Source organism: Hymenobacter siberiensis (assembly GCF_018967865.2).
Taxonomy (GTDB): Bacteria; Bacteroidota; Bacteroidia; order Cytophagales; family Hymenobacteraceae; genus Hymenobacter; species Hymenobacter siberiensis.
Map to the genome: position 1 here is coordinate 82,726 of NZ_JAHLZY020000003.1, position 16,112 is coordinate 98,837.

Sequence of the window (16,112 nt, forward strand, 5' to 3'; positions counted from 1 at the left end):
CGGCCCTGTTGCCGGTAACTACTTATACGATGGCCACGGCCGGCCCCGCAACGGACCACAGCGGCTACGACCGGCTGCTGAAAAAATACGTCACCGAAAAGGGCCTGGTCAACTACAAAGTCTTTAAGGCCGACGAGAAAGAATTCAACCAATACCTGGCACTGCTGAGCAAAAACCCGCCGGCGGCCAGCTGGAGCAAGAACGAGCAGATGGCGTACTGGATAAACGCCTACAATGCCTACACCATCCGGCTGATTTTGAATTACTACCCCGTCAAGAGCATCAAGGAAATCGGTTCCTCCATTCAAATTCCCTTCGTGACGACGCCCTGGGCCGCGAAGTTTTTAGTATCGGGGGCGAGAAAATGAGCCTTGACAACATCGAGCACGTTACACTGCGCAAGCAGTACGACGACCCGCGCATTCACTTCGCGCTGGTGTGCGCTTCCATGTCCTGCGCCCGGCTGCGCAACGAGGCCTACACCGCCGCCCGCCTCGATGCCCAGCTTGATGCCTAGGGCCGTGACTTTCTGAACGACCCGGCTAAAAATAGCATCAGCCCCGGCAAGGCACAGCTCTCCAACTACTTTGGCTGGTACAAGAGCGACTGGACCAGCAACGACCAGTCGGTGGCCAAGTGGGTAAATCGGTATTCGAAAACTAAAATCGACGAACAGACCCCGGTTACCTTACTGGACTATAACTGGCAGCTCAACGAGCAGTAAACGGCTTAGGCCTTACGGCACCAGCACGTGCAGCGGGCCGGCCAATTCTGCCCGGGCCGGTACCGAGCCGTCGGGGCGGGCCCAGGGCTGTAGCGGCTCCAGCGGCAGGGCCAGCAGGCGCGCCACCGGCATCTGTGCCGCTTCCGGGTAGGCGGGCACACCGATGGTGAGGGCCTGCTGGGGCACGTTCAGGCGCAGGGTGCGGTGCAGCCGGTCCCAAAGCGTGAGCACGACGCCAAAGTTGCTGTCTGTTTCGCGCTGTACCTGCGAGTGGTGGATGCCATGCGTGCGCGGCGTGACCACGACGCGCACCAGCCGCTGCTCCACGGCAAAGGGCAGCCGCCAGTTGCTGTGGTGAAAGGCCGTGCAGGCCTCAAACACGGCTTCGAAGCCCAGCACCGTGGCCGGCCGCACGCCCAGCAGTGCGGGCAGCCCTGCCCGCCAGGGAATGCTGGCCAGCATCTCGCCAAAGTGGAAGCGCCAGCCCGTGGTCAGATCCATGTCCAGGTCGTTGTGGTGCACGCGGTGCAGCCGCCAGAGTAGGGGCGCGTGCAGCAGGCGGTGCCAGGTGTAGCCCAGGTAGTCGAGCAGCAGCACTTCGGCGGCCAGGCGCAGGGGCGCTGGCAGGCGGGCCAGCACCGGCCGGCCGGGGGCCCAGGTTTGGGCCAGGCCCACCATGGCCGGCAGCAGCGTGAGTCGCATGGCGGGCAGGGCGGGCGCGGCCACCAGGGCATTGCGCAGCCACCGCTCGGGCCGGGGCCGGGTGCGGCGGCGCAGGGGGTGGCGGGTTTCGAGCAGCAGCAGGCCCAGGGCGGCTACGGCCAGCGCCGGGCCGGCCCAGCGGTCGAAACGGCGCAACAAGGGAGCGGAAAAGGGAAGTAGCGCCACGGCAACAGGGGGTAAGTGAGCGAAAAACAGGAGCAGCAATGAGTGGTAATACTGCGTTGGTATCGGCGGGGTTGCCCGGTGCGTCTGCATGTGGGAGGGCATGTCGGGCAGCCATTCGGCAGCATTGTGCCGGAATACTGCATTCGGGGCGTGTGGCTTGATTGGCCGGTGCTCCCGAAGCCCAATCGGCCAAGAAGCTTGAGTCAATTCTTCTGATTTTAAACGGTGTAGAGACGCATTTCTGCGTCTCTACACCGTTTAAACGATATTCTCCGCTAATTTAAACAGCTTCTAAGGCCACCTTTTTCCTGTCCTGCATCCGGCTTCCCGGCGCGGAAAGTACAGGCTGAAGAAAACGTCCTATCGTGTTTGAGAACGGCGTTAGTCCCCTGCCGACGGGCTGGCAGCACCGGCCAGCTGCTCCAGGGCAGCTTTAAATTCCGGCGTGTTGTACCGGGCCATACCATCGTAGCGGGCGGCAACCTGCCCATCGGGCCCGAGGATAATGGTGGACGGGATAGAGCTGGAATCGAACGGCGCGGGCAGCGGGCGGTTATTGGGAGGGAAATAGACCGGAAAGGTGTAGCCCCGCCGCTTGAGCAGGGCCTTCGCCTTCGCCGGGTTCTCATCAAGTGAAATCAGAACAAAGGCAACCTTTTTCGGGTCCATCTTTTTATATAGTGCTTCAATGCCTGGCAGCTCGACTACGCAGGGTAGGCACCAGCTGGCCCATAGGTTCACGAACACCACTTTGCCTTCCAGGTCGCTCAGGTTCACGGCCAGGCCGTCGAGCGTGACCAAGGGCAGGTTGTGGGGGTAGTTTGCGTGCTTGGTGAGTGCCACCGGCATGGCAGAAGTAGCCCGGGCGGGTGTCTCGGCCTGCCAGCGGCCGGTAGCCAGCTGGCTGTGCTGCCCGCCGCTGCGCCCCATGGGATGCAGGCCGGTAAGCGGCGCGAGCACCAGCAGGGCCAGGGGAAGCCACGACCGGCGCCTTTTACAATTCAACATCTGCAGTTTCTAAAAAAGATTATTGAAGCTGTTTAGAAAGTCCCCGAACGGTGATGCAGCGCGCAGCGCTGCATCACCGTTCGCCTCGTCAGGCCCGTTCAACGATGCGAGCAAGATGCTTCGCTGCGCTCTGCATCACCGTTTGAGTACCTTTTGTGACTTTCTAAACAACTCCATTGACAAAAGGAGCGTCGACCCGCCCCGAGCCCGTTTGCAGACGGGTGGTCGGAAATAGGAAAAAATCCTTGCAATTGGAATACCTTTTATTTGTCCGGCCCGGCAACACCCCGCACCGGGCGGGCGTACTCGGGGTAGAACCATTGGGCTGAAATGCCTCTGGCCCTCCCTTTTGATGACCAAATGTGGGAAATCGACCGATGATTGCCCCCTCCTTTCAGCTTAGTACTTAACGCATGCCATCTGCCGTCCCCACCCCTGTGCTTTTACCCCGTGTTCCGGCGGGTTATGGGGCCGGGGACATCGCGGTGGCAACGGTCAGCATCATCATTCCGACTTACAACGAAGCCCCCGGTATCGGGGCGCTGCTGGTCTGTCTGCGCCAGGCCACGGCCGATGAGCCGGACCTGGAAATCATTGTGGTCGACGGGGGCAGCACCGACGACACCCGGGGGCTGGCCCGGCGGGCGGGCGCGGCCGTGGTGCGCAGCCCGCGCAAGGGCCGCGCCGCCCAGCTCAACTACGGCGCCAGCCATGCCAGCGGCGACATCCTTTATTTCCTGCATGCCGACTCTTACCCCCCGCCCGGCTTCGTAGCCGACTTGCGGCGGGCCCGGCGACAGGGCTACGGCAGCGGCTGCTACCGCCTGGCTTTCGACCACGGGCACTGGTTCCTGCGCTTCAGCGCCTGGTGCACGCGCCTACCCCTGCTGCTGGTGCGCTTCGGCGACCAAAGCCTGTTCGTGCAGCGCGAGCTGTTCGCGCAGATAAGCGGCTTTCGCGAGGACCTGCTACTGATGGAGGACCAGGAAATTGTGCAGCGACTGCAGGCGCACGGGCCGTTTCAAATAATGCCGCGCGCCGTTATCACCTCCGCCCGCAAGTACCTCGATAACGGGGTGTATCGCCTGCAGGCGGCCTTTACCCTGCTGGCTGGGCTCTACTGGCTGGGGGTATCGCAGGCGCGGCTGGTAGAACTCTACCAGCGGCTTATTCGGCAGGACAAGCTGTAGGCTATGATGGCAGGTGGCCGCAGCGACAGAGCACAGCCGCTTAAACACCAGTAGTTGGGATAAGCCGGCTGTGCTGCTATCGAGCTGCTGCCAGATGCTTCACTCAAATAAACAACTACTCCGAACGTCGAACAAACGATGCCTCATAGCATGTAAATAATGTCCGAAGCAGCCGTTGGGTAGGCGAAAATGAGTTGCTTCACCTCATTGGCCGGCAGCTTGGCGTGCATGGCCAGCATGAACAGGTTGATGACTTCCTCGGCGTTGGGGCTCAACAGGTGGGCACCCAGAATCTGGTCGGTATCCTCGTCTACCAGCAGCTTGTAGGCCGAAACGGGCGTGCTCAGCCGGCGGGAAGTAAACCAGCCGGTGGTCACGTCGGTCTTCACCCGGAATTTGAGGCCCTGCTTGGTGGCCTCCGCCTCGGTAAGGCCCACGCTGGCCAGCACCGGGTGGGTGAACACGGCCGAGGGAATAACGCCGTAGTCAACAGTTTTGTGGTTGCCTTGCAGCAGGTTGGCGGCCACTACGTGCGAAGCCTTGCCGGCTACCGGCGTCAGGGGCAGCCCGGAGGCGGCCGCGTCGCCGGCGGCGTACACGTCGGGGTGGGTGGTGCTCTGCAGGTACTCGTTCACCGTCACGCCGTGGCGGGTGCAGGCCACGCCGGCGGCTTCCAGGTTCAGCTCGGCCAGGGCCGGTTCGCGGCCGGCCGCGTGAATGGCCAGGCTGGCCGTCAGCTCTCCGGCCTGCCCTTGGGCGGTGGTGCGCAGCCGCAGGCGGCCGTCGGGCAGGCGCTCCACGCCCGCTACTTCGGTGTCCAGCACCACCTCGATGCCCGCTTCCCGGGTGGCTGTGAGCAGGTGGCCGACCAGGTCGGCATCGAAGTTTTCGAGCGGCCGTGGGCCCCGGTGAATGATGCGCGCCTGCACCCCGCAGCGGGCCACGAGGTGGGCAAACTCGAAGGCGATGTAGCCGCCCCCCACAAACGTCATATCGGCGGGCAGCGTCGGCAGCTCCATAAAGTCGCTGCTGTCGAGCAACAGCTCCTCGCCCGGAATGCCCAGCGGCCGGGGCCGCGCCCCGGTGGCAATCACAAACTGCGCGGCTTCGAGCACCTGCTCGCCTACCTGCACCGTGTGCGGCCCCGTGAAGCGGGCCACACCATGAAACGTGCGAATCCCGGCCTGCTCGAAGCTGGCTTCCTTCTTTGCCGGTACCGACTCGATGAACGTGCGCTTGAAGGCCACCAGCTCGGGCCAGCTGATGACGGCTTCCTGCGTCAGGCCGTGGCCCAGCAGCTGCCGCGAGCGGGCCACGGCCTCGGCCGCACCGAGCAGTACCTTTTTGGGGTCGCAGCCGCGCAGGGCGCAGGTGCCGCCGAAGGGCAGCGCATCTACAATGGCCACGCGCTTGCCGGCGGCCGCGCATTTGCGGGCGGCCACGCTGCCGCCGCCGCCAGTACCAATTACCAGGATATCAAAGGTGTGTTGCGACATAATTCGGGAGAACAGGGAAGGTGGGAAATGAGAGAAAAAACCGAATATTTCTCGCTAAAATGCTAGCTTATAGCTTTGTTAAGCGGCTGATTATGGAGAATATAAACATCTAATGGCCAAAGTTTAAGAGTCGGCAAGCAGCAGCCTCAGTGCTGGTCCGACATTACCGACAGTCGCACTACTAAGGCTGCACCTTACAGCGGCTACCGAAAAACCAGCCGGCTTTTCAATTTCGAAGAAAAAATGCCCGGTCCTGTAAGGCCGCCCCCGGGCCAACGACTGCCGCCGCAAAGTGCAGGCTGCAAGACCAACGGCGACCTTACCGGGGCTTATCCATCCGGCAGGGAGCTACCGCTCTGCTTTCGCTACCTCCGGCCCCGGCCGCAGGGGCGGCGCTGCCTTCGCTTAGATATTACACTTGTTCCCGAATAAGAAACGGCTGAAATTCTTCGCTGGTTTAGGCAATAAGCTATTCTTTTCAGCGAAGCTGTTTAGAAAGTCCCCGAACGGTCATGCAGCGCGCAGCGAAGCATCTTGCTCGTATCGTCAGGCCCGTTCAACGAGGCGAGCAAGATGCTGCGCGCTGCATGACCGTTTGAGTACCTTTTGTGACTTTCTAAACAACTCCAGCTTGGTCAAGCCAGTATCCGTTGATTCTGTGAGCATCCATTGTTTCTGGCCCCAAATACGGCTTAGAAGACAGCCGATTTCTTATTCGGGAACAAGTCTATTATACGTCTTATGCTTCCTGCCCCCGCTCCTACTGCTGCGACCACGCCTGAGCCCCACTTGTGACTGAGCCGCTACGGCAACGAAATGTTCCGCTTTGCCCGCCACCGGGTGGCCACGGTGGCCGCCGCCGAGGAGCTGGTGCAGGAAACCATCGTGAGTACGTTGGGCACGCTGGCTTCGTTCAGGCAGGAGTCGTCGGAGTGTACCTGGCTGTTCGTGATTCTGCGCCGCAAGCTCATCGACTACTACCGCCAGCAGGCCCGCTCGCCGCTGGTGCCGCTGCTCGGCGCGGCCGATGAGGCCGGCAACGGCACCTACTTCGAAACCGGAGCCCGCACGCAGTGGCGCAAAGCCCCGGGAATGGGCTGCCGCCGACACCCAGCTCGAACAGCGCGAGCTGGCCGAGCAGCTGCTCGGCTGCCAGGGCCGGCTGCCCGCCCAGCACCAGGCCGTGTTCAGCCTGCGCTTCGTGGAAGAAATGTCGGGCGAGGAAATCTGTCAGCAGCTGGCCATCTCGCCGGCCAACTACTGGGTATCATTCACCGGGCCAAGCTGCAGCTGCGCAAGTGTCTGGAAAAGCACTGGTTTTCGGGCTCCTAATACCTCCCTATCGTTTCTTATCGCTATGTCAGCCTGATTCAACTGCAACGGTGCCTGCTCATCGAGAAGCGGGCCGAGCTGCCCCTCTCCCCCACCGAGCGTGCCAGCGTGTGGCCCACCTAAGCATGTGCGTGCTGTGCCGCCGCTATGCCCAGCAAACGCAGGTAGTGGCGCGGCTGGCCCGGCGGTTGGGGCAACCCGATGAAACCCTCTCGCCCGAACTGGCGCAGCAGCTCGACCAGCTCATTCGCCAGGCCGGCTATTCCGGCCCGGCGGCGAGCTAGGCGGCTTACGGGGCCGGTGGCGGGCCGGGTACTTTCCGGCCCATATGTCTGGAAGGCGCTCGTGCACCCGCCGCCGGTAAGCGTCGTAAAAATGGCTATACGCATCAAAAGCCGGCAAGCCGACTTTTGAGGTCAATCGTAGAATAGCCATGCGTTGAACAAGAGAGAATAATTCTTCTTTCTTGTTCAACGCACCATTAGACCGTTGCCGGCTGCCAGGCAAACTTCTGGAAAGCGGCATCCACCGGCGTTTCAGCAACGTGGTTGGTGTAGTTGCTAATCACCTTCTGGGACAAGCCCAGGATAATGTCCAGCACTTGGCGCTGAGTGTAGCCGGCGGCGTAGAAGGCCTCCTGCTCCTGCTCGGAAACGCGGCCCCGGTTCCGGACCATCGACAGCGTGAAATCGTGCAAAGCCTGTAGCTTTTCGGTGGGCAGCGCCGTTTTGTTGCGCAGCGCTTCGGTAATGGCCGGGTCTACCTTCATCATGTGGGCAATACCGGTGTGGGCCGGAACACAGTAGTGGCACTCGTGCTCCACGTTGATGGTCTGCCACACCACCGTCTGCTCGTCGTTGTTGAACGACGACTCGGTGAACAGCTTGTGCAGCATCTGGTAGGCTTCCAACAGCCCGGGCGATTCGGCCAGCGCGCCATGCAGGCCGGGAATCATGCCAAACGACTTCAGGGAGTTTTCCAGAAATGGCTTACTTTTTTCGGGGGCCGTTTCGAGGGTGTGAATTGGGAAAGTGCTCATGAGATTCTGATTTAAAAAAGTGAATAGGCGCTGCTCAAAGGCGAGGCCTTCTTGGTGGCAGCTTGCTTATCACAAAGGTACCGGCCGCCCAGAGCGGTCAAATGGACAATACGTTCTACGTTATGGACATTTGGGCCACGGCTGGTTTTGTCGGGGCTTGCGGGAGGAACCGGCATGCCCGACGCAGCCGGGCGGCCCGTGCCACCAGCGTTAGCCTACCCGGGCGTCGTTGCCCTCCGGCGAATACAGGGCGTGCGTGGCCCGGTAATTACTGGGCGTGACGCCTTCTTTTTTGCCAAACAACCGGGTGAAATATAACGGGTCGTTAAATCCGGATTCGTAAGCAATTTCCCCAATCGATAAATCGGAAATGATAAGCAGCTCCTTGGCTTTCCGCAGCTTTTCATTAATGAAATAGTGCGTCGGATTATCGTTGTATATTTTCTTAAATGCCCGTTTAAAAGCCGATAAGCTCAGGCTGCATAGCGCGGCCAGCTCCTCGATACTCAGATTGGAGTGCTTATGCAGGTCGATAATATTTTTAACATTGATATTTCGCGAAGAATATAAGTCGGTTACTAATTCCAGAATAGAGGCTGCATTTTTAGTCTGCACCAATAGCAGAACCAGCTCCTTTATCTTTAATTCCAGCAAGTCATCGTTGACCAGCGCGGGGTTCTGGAAATAAAATTCCAAAGATTCGATATACCGGGAAATTACGCTCTCATTGGCAATAACGTTGCTTTTGCCGTCGTAGGCGCGCTTCTCAATCAGGGCCGGCAGCTCGGTGCTGTATATTTGCTTTAGAATATCGGGGTATAAATGAATGGCTAGAACTTCAACCGTATCGCCCGCTATTTTATTGATAAAATCCAGAAAATAAGTCCCGCATTTCATCAGCACCGCCTCCTGATTTTCTATCAGCAGGCTGTCTTCCACTGAAAGCAGCTTGGTGCCGGCTCCCCTTATCTGGATAAAGCAGCCTTCGTTATGAAAAATAGCTTCGTACCGATAAGGGGCGCTAATCAGTACCTTTTCAATGATGACTTTTTCCTTGTATGAAAAAGTTTTTCGTTCGATAATCATAGGGAAATGGAATAGTAGCCGGGCATTGTTTGGTGCCCCTGACTCGTTTGGTGCCCCGCGCCGGTAGCAAAGTATTGGCGGCCCGCCGTGCTGGCCGGACGGGCGAGGCGGCAGCCCGCTACAAGCAGTGCAGGCGGGCCACCGCGAGCAACTGGATTAGCAGAAACTGCGGGGCACTGCATAAGGTTGTCGGGCCGTGGCCCTTGGCCAGCGAAGGCAGGCTTTTGCAAAAAAAAACTGCGGTTTTAGCCAGCCCGATGCTGCCGGGCTGCGTAAGCAGGGCCATGGTTACCCGACGTTTTGTTTTATCCTCCCTCGCCCTGGTCACTGCCGCTGCGGCCCTGCCCATTTCCATGTCCGCCATGGCTGAAGCCCCCAACCGCCCCAAGCTGCTGATTTTCGACGTCAACGAAACCATGCTCGACCTGGGCAAGCTGCAGCGGGCCGTCAACCAGGAATTTAAGTCCGAAACGGCCTTCAAGCAGTGGTTTTCGCTGCTGCTGCAATACTCGCTGGTCGATACTGTGACCGGTAACTACCACAACTTCGGGCAGATTGGCGATGCCGCCCTCGACATGCTGGCCCAGGCCCTGGGCCAGCCGGCGCGCCCGGCCGCCCGCAAAAAGGAGCTGCTCACGCTCATCACCGAGCTGCCCCCGCATCCCGATATCATTCCCGGTCTCACGGCGCTGCAAAAGGCGGGCTTCCGCATGGTCACGCTCACCAACTCGCCCGATGCCACGGTGCAAAAGCAGATGGCCTACGCCGGCCTCACCGGCTTTTTCGAGCAACTGCTCAGCATCGACGCGCTCAAGCGCTACAAGCCCCACCCCGACACTTACCACAGCACCTGCGAGAAGTTGAAAGTGGCTCCCGCCCAGGCCATGCTGGTGGCCGCCCACGGCTGGGACACGGCCGGGGCGCAGCTGGCCGGCCTGCAGGCGGCTTTTATTGCCCGCCCCGGCCAGCAAATCTACCCGCTGGCCCCCGCGCCCACCCTCACCGGCCCCACCCTGCCCGACATTGCCCGGCAGCTGCTGAGCTAAGCCCGCCGTCGGTTGCGGTTCAAACACCAAAGCCGCTGGGCCGCCCGGATACACTGATTGTATCCGGGCGGCCCAGCGGTGTTTTTTTAGGGCGTGGTCAGGGTGTCAACGCCAACGGGTAAGCCTGGCGAGGCAAAACAGGCTAGGCCAACGGGTGCGCGACGGTAGCGCGCTGGGTGCTGAAAAAGCCGCCCAGCACGACCCCAAACACCAGGCGGCCCAGCAGACCCATGGCCCGCATAAGAGCAAACATCACCTGGGCCATTGCAAATACCAGCATGCCGTAGGCCGCGCCCCGCGCCACGGGGCTGCCGATGGGCAAACGCTGGTTGAAGAAAAAGGCATAGGCGGCGGTGAAGACCACCCCAATCATAAAATGCATCATCCAGCCCACCATGTCTGAGGTGCCCAGCATGCCGCCGAGCATGGCCCCAATATTCATGGGGGGCATGCCCATCATCGGGGCCATCAGAGCATCAGCAGGGTCATGGCACCAGTGGCCACCAGGCCGGCTACGAGAATTTTTATGGGAGTAGTCATGGCAATAATTGAAAAAGGTTGGAGTGTGTGTGGCCCCGGCCGTTCCGGAGACAGGGCAGTAGTTCAACTCTTTTGCCCTAACCTTACAATTGCGCGCAAACTTTTTTCATCAGTTCCGCTCCTGGCTGGTCATGCCTTGCCGCCGGCTCCTGTGCTTACCACCTGCCCTGAGACGGAAAATGCACCATCTCCAGCCAATGCCGGCGGGTATCGGTGCGCCGCCGCACAATTGCCCCGCTCTGGCCAGGGTCTTATTGCAGCTTAAAAGCCACATCGAGCGCCGTTTGCAGCAGCGACGATACTTCCTGGTGCTCCACGATGAGCTTCTGGTTGATGCGGGCCGCCACCGGGTACGGGTACACTTTGTCGAAAATCTCGCTGATGCCCAGCCCGCTGGCATTGGCCAGAATCAGCTCCTGAATGAGCTCGCCCGCGCCAGGGGCTACCATGGCTCCACCCAGAATGCGGCGCTTGCGGCCGGGCAGCGGCAGGGCATTCTTCTCGATAAAGAGCAGCAGGCGGCCGTCGCGGTAGCTGTCCACCACGGCCCGGTCGTCGTCGGCAAAGTCGGTTTCCCAGCGTTCGTAGGCCGTGCCGCGCTTGTCGAGCTCGGCGGCATCAAGGCCGAAGTGCGCCACCTCGGGGTCGGTGAAAGTGACCCAGGAGAAATGGTCATAGCTCAGCTTTTTCTTCAGGGGCGAGAAGAAATTGAATAGCAGCAGGCGCACGTGCAATTCGGCCCCGTGGCTGAATTTGAGTGAATTGGCCGCATCGCCAGCCACAAAAATATCGGGATTGGTGGTTTGTAGGTGCTCGTTGAGCCGGATGTGGCCTTTCTCGTCCACTTCCACTCCGGCCTGCTCCAGCTGCAGCCCTTCAAAGCTCACGTGCCGCCCAATGGCCACGTACACCACGTCGAAATTCACCGAAAGCGAGTCGCCGGCTTTGGGCTTCACGCGGGCCTGCGAGGCCGACGTGAAAGCCTCCACTTCGGCCTCCAGGTGAATGGTAAGGCCCTCGGCCCGCAGCCGCTCGGCCAGTACGGCCCGGATGACGGGGTCCTCCTTTTCGAGGATGCTGGCCCCGTGGTGCACGATGGTCACCTGCGACCCCAGCCGCTGCATGGCCTGGCCCAATTCCACGCCGTTGGGGCCGCCGCCCACCACCAGCAGGCGCCCGGGCAGCTCGCGCAGGTCCCACACGCGCTGGTTGTCATAAAGACGCACCTGCGCCGCGCCGGGCACCTCCAGCTGCTGCGGGCGCGAGCCGGTGGCTACCACCAGCTTGCGCCCGGTGTAGGTGTGGCCGTTGATTTCCACGGCGTGGTCGCCCACAAACCGGGGCGTGCCGATTTCGACGGTGATGCCCAACCCGCGCAAATAGTCCGGGTTTTCGTGGTGCCGAATGATATCCTGCCGGCCCTGCACGTAGGCCATTACTTTTTCCATGTCGGCGGGGCCGCTCACCTGCAAGCCAAACTGGGTGGCCTGCCGGGCCTGGTGCACCTGCCGCGCGGCATGAATAAGGGCCTTGCTGGGCACGCAGCCGTGGTTTAGGCAGTCGCCACCCACATCTTCGGGGGTCAGGTCGATGAGTAGCACCCGCAACTTGATGCGGGCCATAAACAGGGCCAGTCCCAGCCCGGCCGAACCGGCCCCAAGCACAATCAGGTCAAAATCAGCAGCATCTTCGGCCATAATATCTTTAGTAGGACTTACGCATTTTGGGGTACTTTAAGCAAAACCGCCCGCTCATGCCGACTCAAACTGCTTGCATCGAGTACCTGCTCAGTACGTCCACGAACTGCACCTGCACGCATTTGGCCGCCCATCTGCCCGATGTAAGCCACGACCAGGTGAATCGGTTTTTGCGCACGAGCACACTGCCAATCAATTTGTTGTACGAATTAGTTCAGCCCTTGTTCCACGATTCGCCGGAGGCTTTTCTGCTCGTCGACGACAGCGTACAAGACCAACGCTACCGCCGCTTTATCGCCCTGGCCAAGCGGCAGTATTCGGGCAACGTGCACGGCATGGTCACCGGCATTGGGCTGGTCAATTTGGTGCATAGCAGCGGCGAAGCCGGGGATTTCCTCCCCCTGGATTACCGCATCTACGCGCCCGACCAAGACGAACAGACGAAAAACGACCATTTTCTGGCCATGTTTGACCAGGTTGTGGCGGAGGGCAAACTACTGGCACGTACCATTTTATTTGATTCCTGGTATGCGGGCAGCACGAATTTGAAACGCATTCATCGTGCTGGTTGGACGTTTTTCGCGACCCTGAAAGGCAATCGGTTGGTGAGCCTGGCCAAAGAAAGCGGCTACCAAGGCCTGACTACGCTAGCGCCGCCGCCCGGCGGTTGGAGTCAGGGCGTGGAAGTGCGCCTGAAAGAAGTGCCCTTTGGCGTAAAACGCTTCAAGCTAGTGACCACGAACGGCGATACTTAATGATTCATTGCCAATTACTTGGCTGCTCATCTGACCCGCGAAATAGTAATTGAAGCCGTGCAGGTGCGTTGGCAGGTAGAGGAGTTTCTCCGCAGCTTCAAACAGTTGACGGGGTCGGAGAAGTGCCAGTGCCGGAAGGAGGTGGCGCAACGCAACTACTTGACCTGTTGTTACTGGGCGTGGGTATCGCTGCGTCAACACGCCCGCCGCATGGGGCAAACTATTTATCAGGCGCACCAACAGCAATGGGCACCCGACCTGCGGCAGTTACTCCAAAAGCCACTCATTTAAGCACTTGTATAGTCGAGTGCGTAAGTCCTATTAAAAAAGGTCAGGGTTCAACGTTAACAAGTCGTTTTCGTCTCATTAAGTCATCTATTGCGGTCTTTAATGGCCACTGATTAACGAGATAGCTAGAACGTGCGCTTTCAAAGGGCAAAAGGTGCTCGTCAGGCGAAGCTGCCCTAAACACCTTAAAACGGCCTTCTTACGAGATGCCTCGCCCGCCACAAAACCAGGGGACTCCAACCCGGCCGGCCAGTGCTCCCTACTGTTGTTTTCCGTTTCTACTATTGTGAGCCCCCAAACAGCCGCCGCACCAGCGGCACCAGCAGCAGTACGAGCAACAGGCGGCCCGGTGCGGCCCCAGTCAGGAAGGCGGCGGCTAAGAGATTATTCAGATAGGCTTTAACTCTACTTTGGCAGGTTGTTGGTTGGGTGTAGGGGCGGGGGTCGTACCCGCCCCTACTCTACCCTACTATTTTTAGTAATTGATTTTTAGCAAGTTGCCTCGTAATCCAGTTCAGTAGCGTTTCAACCAAGCGGGCCAATGGGTCCTCGGGCAGGGTCAGCGGGCGGGCGAGTTGGCGGAGCAGATTGAGGCCGTGGCGGCTCAGGCTGGCGGCCCGGTAGCCGTGGTTTTTGCGGGCAATGGGCTGGCGGCCGCCGTGGGCGGCCGCGCCCACGCCCAGACAAAACGCGTAGGCCAGGCTGACCAGGGCCACGAGCTTGCGCAGCTTTTGGAAACAGCGCAAGTGGGTGGCTTCCAGGTTAAAGCCCCGCCCTTTCAGATTTTGAAAGCATTGCTCAATCGTCCAGCGCTTGGCATAGAGTTGCTCGAGGTGGTTCAGACCGGCCGTGGCAAACAGGAAGACAAACGCGTCCGCCGCCACGGCCTTGACCCAGACCTGCCCCCAGACTCCGTCGACCTGCACGTGGGCGAAGCGGCGCACCTGCCCCGGCACCAGGCCCAGGTCGGCCACGGCCTGCCGCCGGCCGTCGGCGTGGGTCAGGCAGTGGTGCTTGGGCAGGCGCATGACAAAATTAAGCCCATTGTCTTTGAGCCACTTGAACCACGCATGGCCGACAAATTCCCGGTCGCCCACGACCAGGCCGATGCGGTCTTTGCCCAGCAAGGCCAGGCACTTTTCGAGCACCGCGATGCGGTCGGCGGCGTTGGAGTTGCCGCTGCGGTTGTCGAGCAGGTGCCAATAAAGGGGCACGTGGACCTCGCCCGTGCCGACGGTGACGAGCAGGATGTTCACTTGGCACTGGCCGAAGTCCCACTCCGTGCGGTCGAGGCATAAGCGCAGCTTGCCCTGCGCAGGCAACAAACTCAGTAAAATCCTGGCCACCAGTACGTAATTGAGGTCTACTTCGCGGAAAAAGTCCTGAATGCGCGTTTCGTTCGAGGCGGGCTTGGCCGCGTCATTGAGGTGCTGGGCCACCTCGCCGAATTGCACGTTGCGGCTCTTTATCAGGCCAAGAATAAACTGGCCCACAAACTTTTGGCGGGACAAGTGGCCCACAAACGGGGCCTGCTGCAAAAGCGTCGTAATTTTAGCGGCGAAGTGTTGCTTCACGGGGCAGAACGGGTTTTTGGTGGTGTCGTAACCCCAAAGGTCGGGCTGCCCCGTTTTTGTACCTGAAAAATAGTAGGGTAGAGTAACCCGCCCCTACACCCCGGAAGCCCCAATTAGCTCAATCTGCCAAAGTAGAGTTAAGTCGTCTGCTCCCGGATGGTGCGCAGAATCTGGTCGGCGGCCTCGTCGCTGGACACGCCGTAGCCGTTCACCAGCGTGCCTTTGAGATTGAAGCGGGCGGAGGAAATGGCGTATAGCACGGCTTCATCGGCCGGGTCGGTAGGGCCTTCGAAGCGGAAGTGCTGGTCCACCACAAACTCCTCGGGGGCCAGCAAAATAGCCGAGCGCTGCCCAGCCAGGTAGGCTCCGTGCAGGTTGAAGTCCTCGGTGTAGCCCTCCTTTTTGAGTCGGGCCAGTGTTTGGGAAAGCGTCGTTAGCGTGTGCATCGGGGACAGGAAAAAAAGACGAGGTGATGGGTGATTGGGGCATACTGCGGGGGCATTTTTAGCCCGTTCGGGGGCCGGCGCCAGGGTTTCAGGGGCCGCTAGTTGCTGTTGCAGCTGCCGGGCTGTCTGGCCCGAGTTGTTGGGGGCCCAGCCGGGCGGGTAAAACACGTATTTCAGCTTGTCGGACCACGAAGCGGCCTGCCGCACGTCGTGCCCGAGGTGCTGAAACTCGTGGGCAAAAATCGTCCAGGGATGGAACGAGGCGGGTGGTGAGAGCACCCCAAACTGCCGCACCTCGGGATGGCGGCTGTCGAGGTAGGTGCCAAAGAGCCGGTCCCAGATGATGAGGATGCCGCCGTGGTTTTTATCCAGAAAAGCGTGGTTGCAGGAGTGGTGCACCTGGTGCAGCTGCGGGGTATTGAACACCTTCTCTGCCCATCCCAGATGCGGGATTTTCTGCGAGTGCAGGAAGAACTGGTAGAGCGAGCTAATCGACATGGCCAGCACCACCATCACCGGCGGGAAGCCCAGCGCCGGCAGCCACAGCCAGAAAACGGGCTTGTAGAAGAAAATCACCCAGCCGTTGCGAAACGCCGTGCCCAGGTTGAAGTGCTGCGACGAGTGATGCACCACGTGCGCCGCCCACAGCACCCGCACCGTGTGGCTGAGCCGGTGGTGCCAGTAGAAGCTCAAATCGTCGCCGAGGATAACCAGCACCCAGACCACGGCCGAGGCCGCGCTCAGCGCGTCGTAGCCCAGCCAGCGCTGCCGCACGGGGCTTAGCGCCGTGAACACGACGTAGAACACAACCAGCGTCCCGGCCTTGGTGGCAATGCCCAGCAGCGTGGCCACCAGCCCCATGCCAGCACTGGCGGCCGAGTCGCGCCACTCGTAAAGGTGCTCGTCGTGCCGGGCGCTCAACACCGCTTCCAGCAGAATCAGCGCTATGCCCAGCGGCACCAAGTAAACTTTCGGGTCCTGGAATTCTATTAAGAGTAGCATA

15 protein-coding genes and 2 pseudogenes are annotated in these 16,112 nt (G+C 60.3%); 8 read left to right on the forward strand and 9 right to left on the reverse strand.

From position 1 onward, the window contains the following. The first annotated feature begins 29 nt into the window (after positions 1–29). Both KQ659_RS21975 and KQ659_RS21980 read left to right on the forward strand, forming a co-directional pair. Positions 30–368: a DUF547 domain-containing protein gene (locus KQ659_RS21975; protein ID WP_317196162.1), complete on the forward strand. Its 339-nt coding sequence runs from the start codon at positions 30–32 to the stop codon at positions 366–368. Beyond that, on the forward strand, positions 365–517 hold the full coding sequence (locus tag KQ659_RS21980) for a DUF547 domain-containing protein (RefSeq protein WP_332875092.1): 153 nt from the start codon (positions 365–367) through the stop codon (positions 515–517). Before KQ659_RS21975 ends, KQ659_RS21980 begins: the two co-directional genes overlap by 4 nt. A 219-nt stretch (positions 518–736) precedes the next feature. Here the strand turns inward: KQ659_RS21980 and KQ659_RS21040 are convergent, their stop codons facing one another. Both KQ659_RS21040 and KQ659_RS21045 read right to left on the reverse strand, forming a co-directional pair. Next, positions 737–1,612, reverse strand: a complete 876-nt coding sequence (locus tag KQ659_RS21040; protein WP_216690921.1) for a sterol desaturase family protein — start codon at positions 1,610–1,612, stop codon at positions 737–739. Positions 1,613–1,993: 381 nt separating this feature from the next. Then, positions 1,994–2,572, reverse strand: a complete 579-nt coding sequence (locus KQ659_RS21045) for a TlpA family protein disulfide reductase (RefSeq protein ID WP_226916001.1) — start codon at positions 2,570–2,572, stop codon at positions 1,994–1,996. A gap of 485 nt (positions 2,573–3,057) precedes the next feature. Between KQ659_RS21045 and KQ659_RS21050 the strand changes: the two genes are divergently transcribed. After that, positions 3,058–3,810 carry a TIGR04283 family arsenosugar biosynthesis glycosyltransferase gene (locus tag KQ659_RS21050; protein WP_317197827.1) on the forward strand — a complete coding sequence of 251 codons (753 nt, stop codon included), beginning with the start codon at positions 3,058–3,060 and terminating at the stop codon, positions 3,808–3,810. Between the two features lie 143 nt (positions 3,811–3,953). Here the strand turns inward: KQ659_RS21050 and KQ659_RS21055 are convergent, their stop codons facing one another. Further along, on the reverse strand, positions 3,954–5,306 hold the full coding sequence (locus KQ659_RS21055) for a dihydrolipoyl dehydrogenase family protein (RefSeq protein ID WP_216690923.1): 1,353 nt from the start codon (positions 5,304–5,306) through the stop codon (positions 3,954–3,956). A 795-nt stretch (positions 5,307–6,101) separates the two neighbouring features. Between KQ659_RS21055 and KQ659_RS22190 the strand changes: the two are divergent. From KQ659_RS22190 to KQ659_RS21070, 3 genes and pseudogenes are all read left to right on the forward strand, one after another. After that, a pseudogene (locus KQ659_RS22190) lies at positions 6,102–6,290 on the forward strand (RNA polymerase sigma factor); the annotation flags it as partial. Between the two features lie 43 nt (positions 6,291–6,333). Beyond that, positions 6,334–6,675 carry a sigma factor-like helix-turn-helix DNA-binding protein gene (locus tag KQ659_RS22195; RefSeq protein ID WP_226916024.1) on the forward strand — a complete coding sequence of 114 codons (342 nt, stop codon included), beginning with the start codon at positions 6,334–6,336 and terminating at the stop codon, positions 6,673–6,675. A gap of 73 nt (positions 6,676–6,748) precedes the next feature. Further along, positions 6,749–6,922, forward strand: a complete 174-nt coding sequence (locus KQ659_RS21070) for a hypothetical protein (RefSeq protein WP_216690925.1) — start codon at positions 6,749–6,751, stop codon at positions 6,920–6,922. 197 nt (positions 6,923–7,119) lie between these two features. Here KQ659_RS21070 and KQ659_RS21075 read toward each other — a convergent pair whose 3' ends face one another. Together KQ659_RS21075 and KQ659_RS21080 are read right to left on the reverse strand one after the other, a co-directional pair. Continuing rightward, the gene (locus KQ659_RS21075; protein WP_216690926.1) at positions 7,120–7,677 is read right to left on the reverse strand and encodes a carboxymuconolactone decarboxylase family protein; all 558 of its coding nucleotides are present in this window, start codon (positions 7,675–7,677) and stop codon (positions 7,120–7,122) included. A gap of 210 nt (positions 7,678–7,887) precedes the next feature. Continuing rightward, positions 7,888–8,763, reverse strand: a complete 876-nt coding sequence (locus tag KQ659_RS21080) for a helix-turn-helix domain-containing protein (protein ID WP_216690927.1) — start codon at positions 8,761–8,763, stop codon at positions 7,888–7,890. A 362-nt stretch (positions 8,764–9,125) separates the two neighbouring features. Between KQ659_RS21080 and KQ659_RS21085 the strand changes: the two genes are divergently transcribed. Next, a complete protein-coding gene (locus KQ659_RS21085) occupies positions 9,126–9,809 on the forward strand; it encodes a haloacid dehalogenase type II (RefSeq protein WP_216690951.1) in 684 nt (227 codons plus the stop codon). A 142-nt stretch (positions 9,810–9,951) separates the two neighbouring features. Here KQ659_RS21085 and KQ659_RS21090 read toward each other — a convergent pair whose 3' ends face one another. Both KQ659_RS21090 and KQ659_RS21095 read right to left on the reverse strand, forming a co-directional pair. Continuing rightward, positions 9,952–10,260: a hypothetical protein gene (locus tag KQ659_RS21090; protein WP_216690928.1), complete on the reverse strand. Its 309-nt coding sequence runs from the start codon at positions 10,258–10,260 to the stop codon at positions 9,952–9,954. A gap of 340 nt (positions 10,261–10,600) precedes the next feature. Continuing rightward, positions 10,601–12,046: a dihydrolipoyl dehydrogenase family protein gene (locus KQ659_RS21095; RefSeq protein ID WP_216690929.1), complete on the reverse strand. Its 1,446-nt coding sequence runs from the start codon at positions 12,044–12,046 to the stop codon at positions 10,601–10,603. Between the two features lie 56 nt (positions 12,047–12,102). On the opposite strand from KQ659_RS21095, the pseudogene KQ659_RS21100 reads away from it, so the two are divergent. Beyond that, positions 12,103–13,092, forward strand: a pseudogene (locus tag KQ659_RS21100) (IS701 family transposase). Between the two features lie 458 nt (positions 13,093–13,550). On the opposite strand, the gene KQ659_RS21110 reads toward KQ659_RS21100, so the two are convergent. Both KQ659_RS21110 and KQ659_RS21115 read right to left on the reverse strand, forming a co-directional pair. Next, positions 13,551–14,663 carry an IS4 family transposase gene (locus tag KQ659_RS21110; RefSeq protein WP_216688119.1) on the reverse strand — a complete coding sequence of 371 codons (1,113 nt, stop codon included), beginning with the start codon at positions 14,661–14,663 and terminating at the stop codon, positions 13,551–13,553. Positions 14,664–14,800: 137 nt separating this feature from the next. Beyond that, the gene (locus KQ659_RS21115) at positions 14,801–16,111 is read right to left on the reverse strand and encodes a sterol desaturase family protein (protein ID WP_216690932.1); all 1,311 of its coding nucleotides are present in this window, start codon (positions 16,109–16,111) and stop codon (positions 14,801–14,803) included. Position 16,112 lies beyond the last annotated feature (1 nt).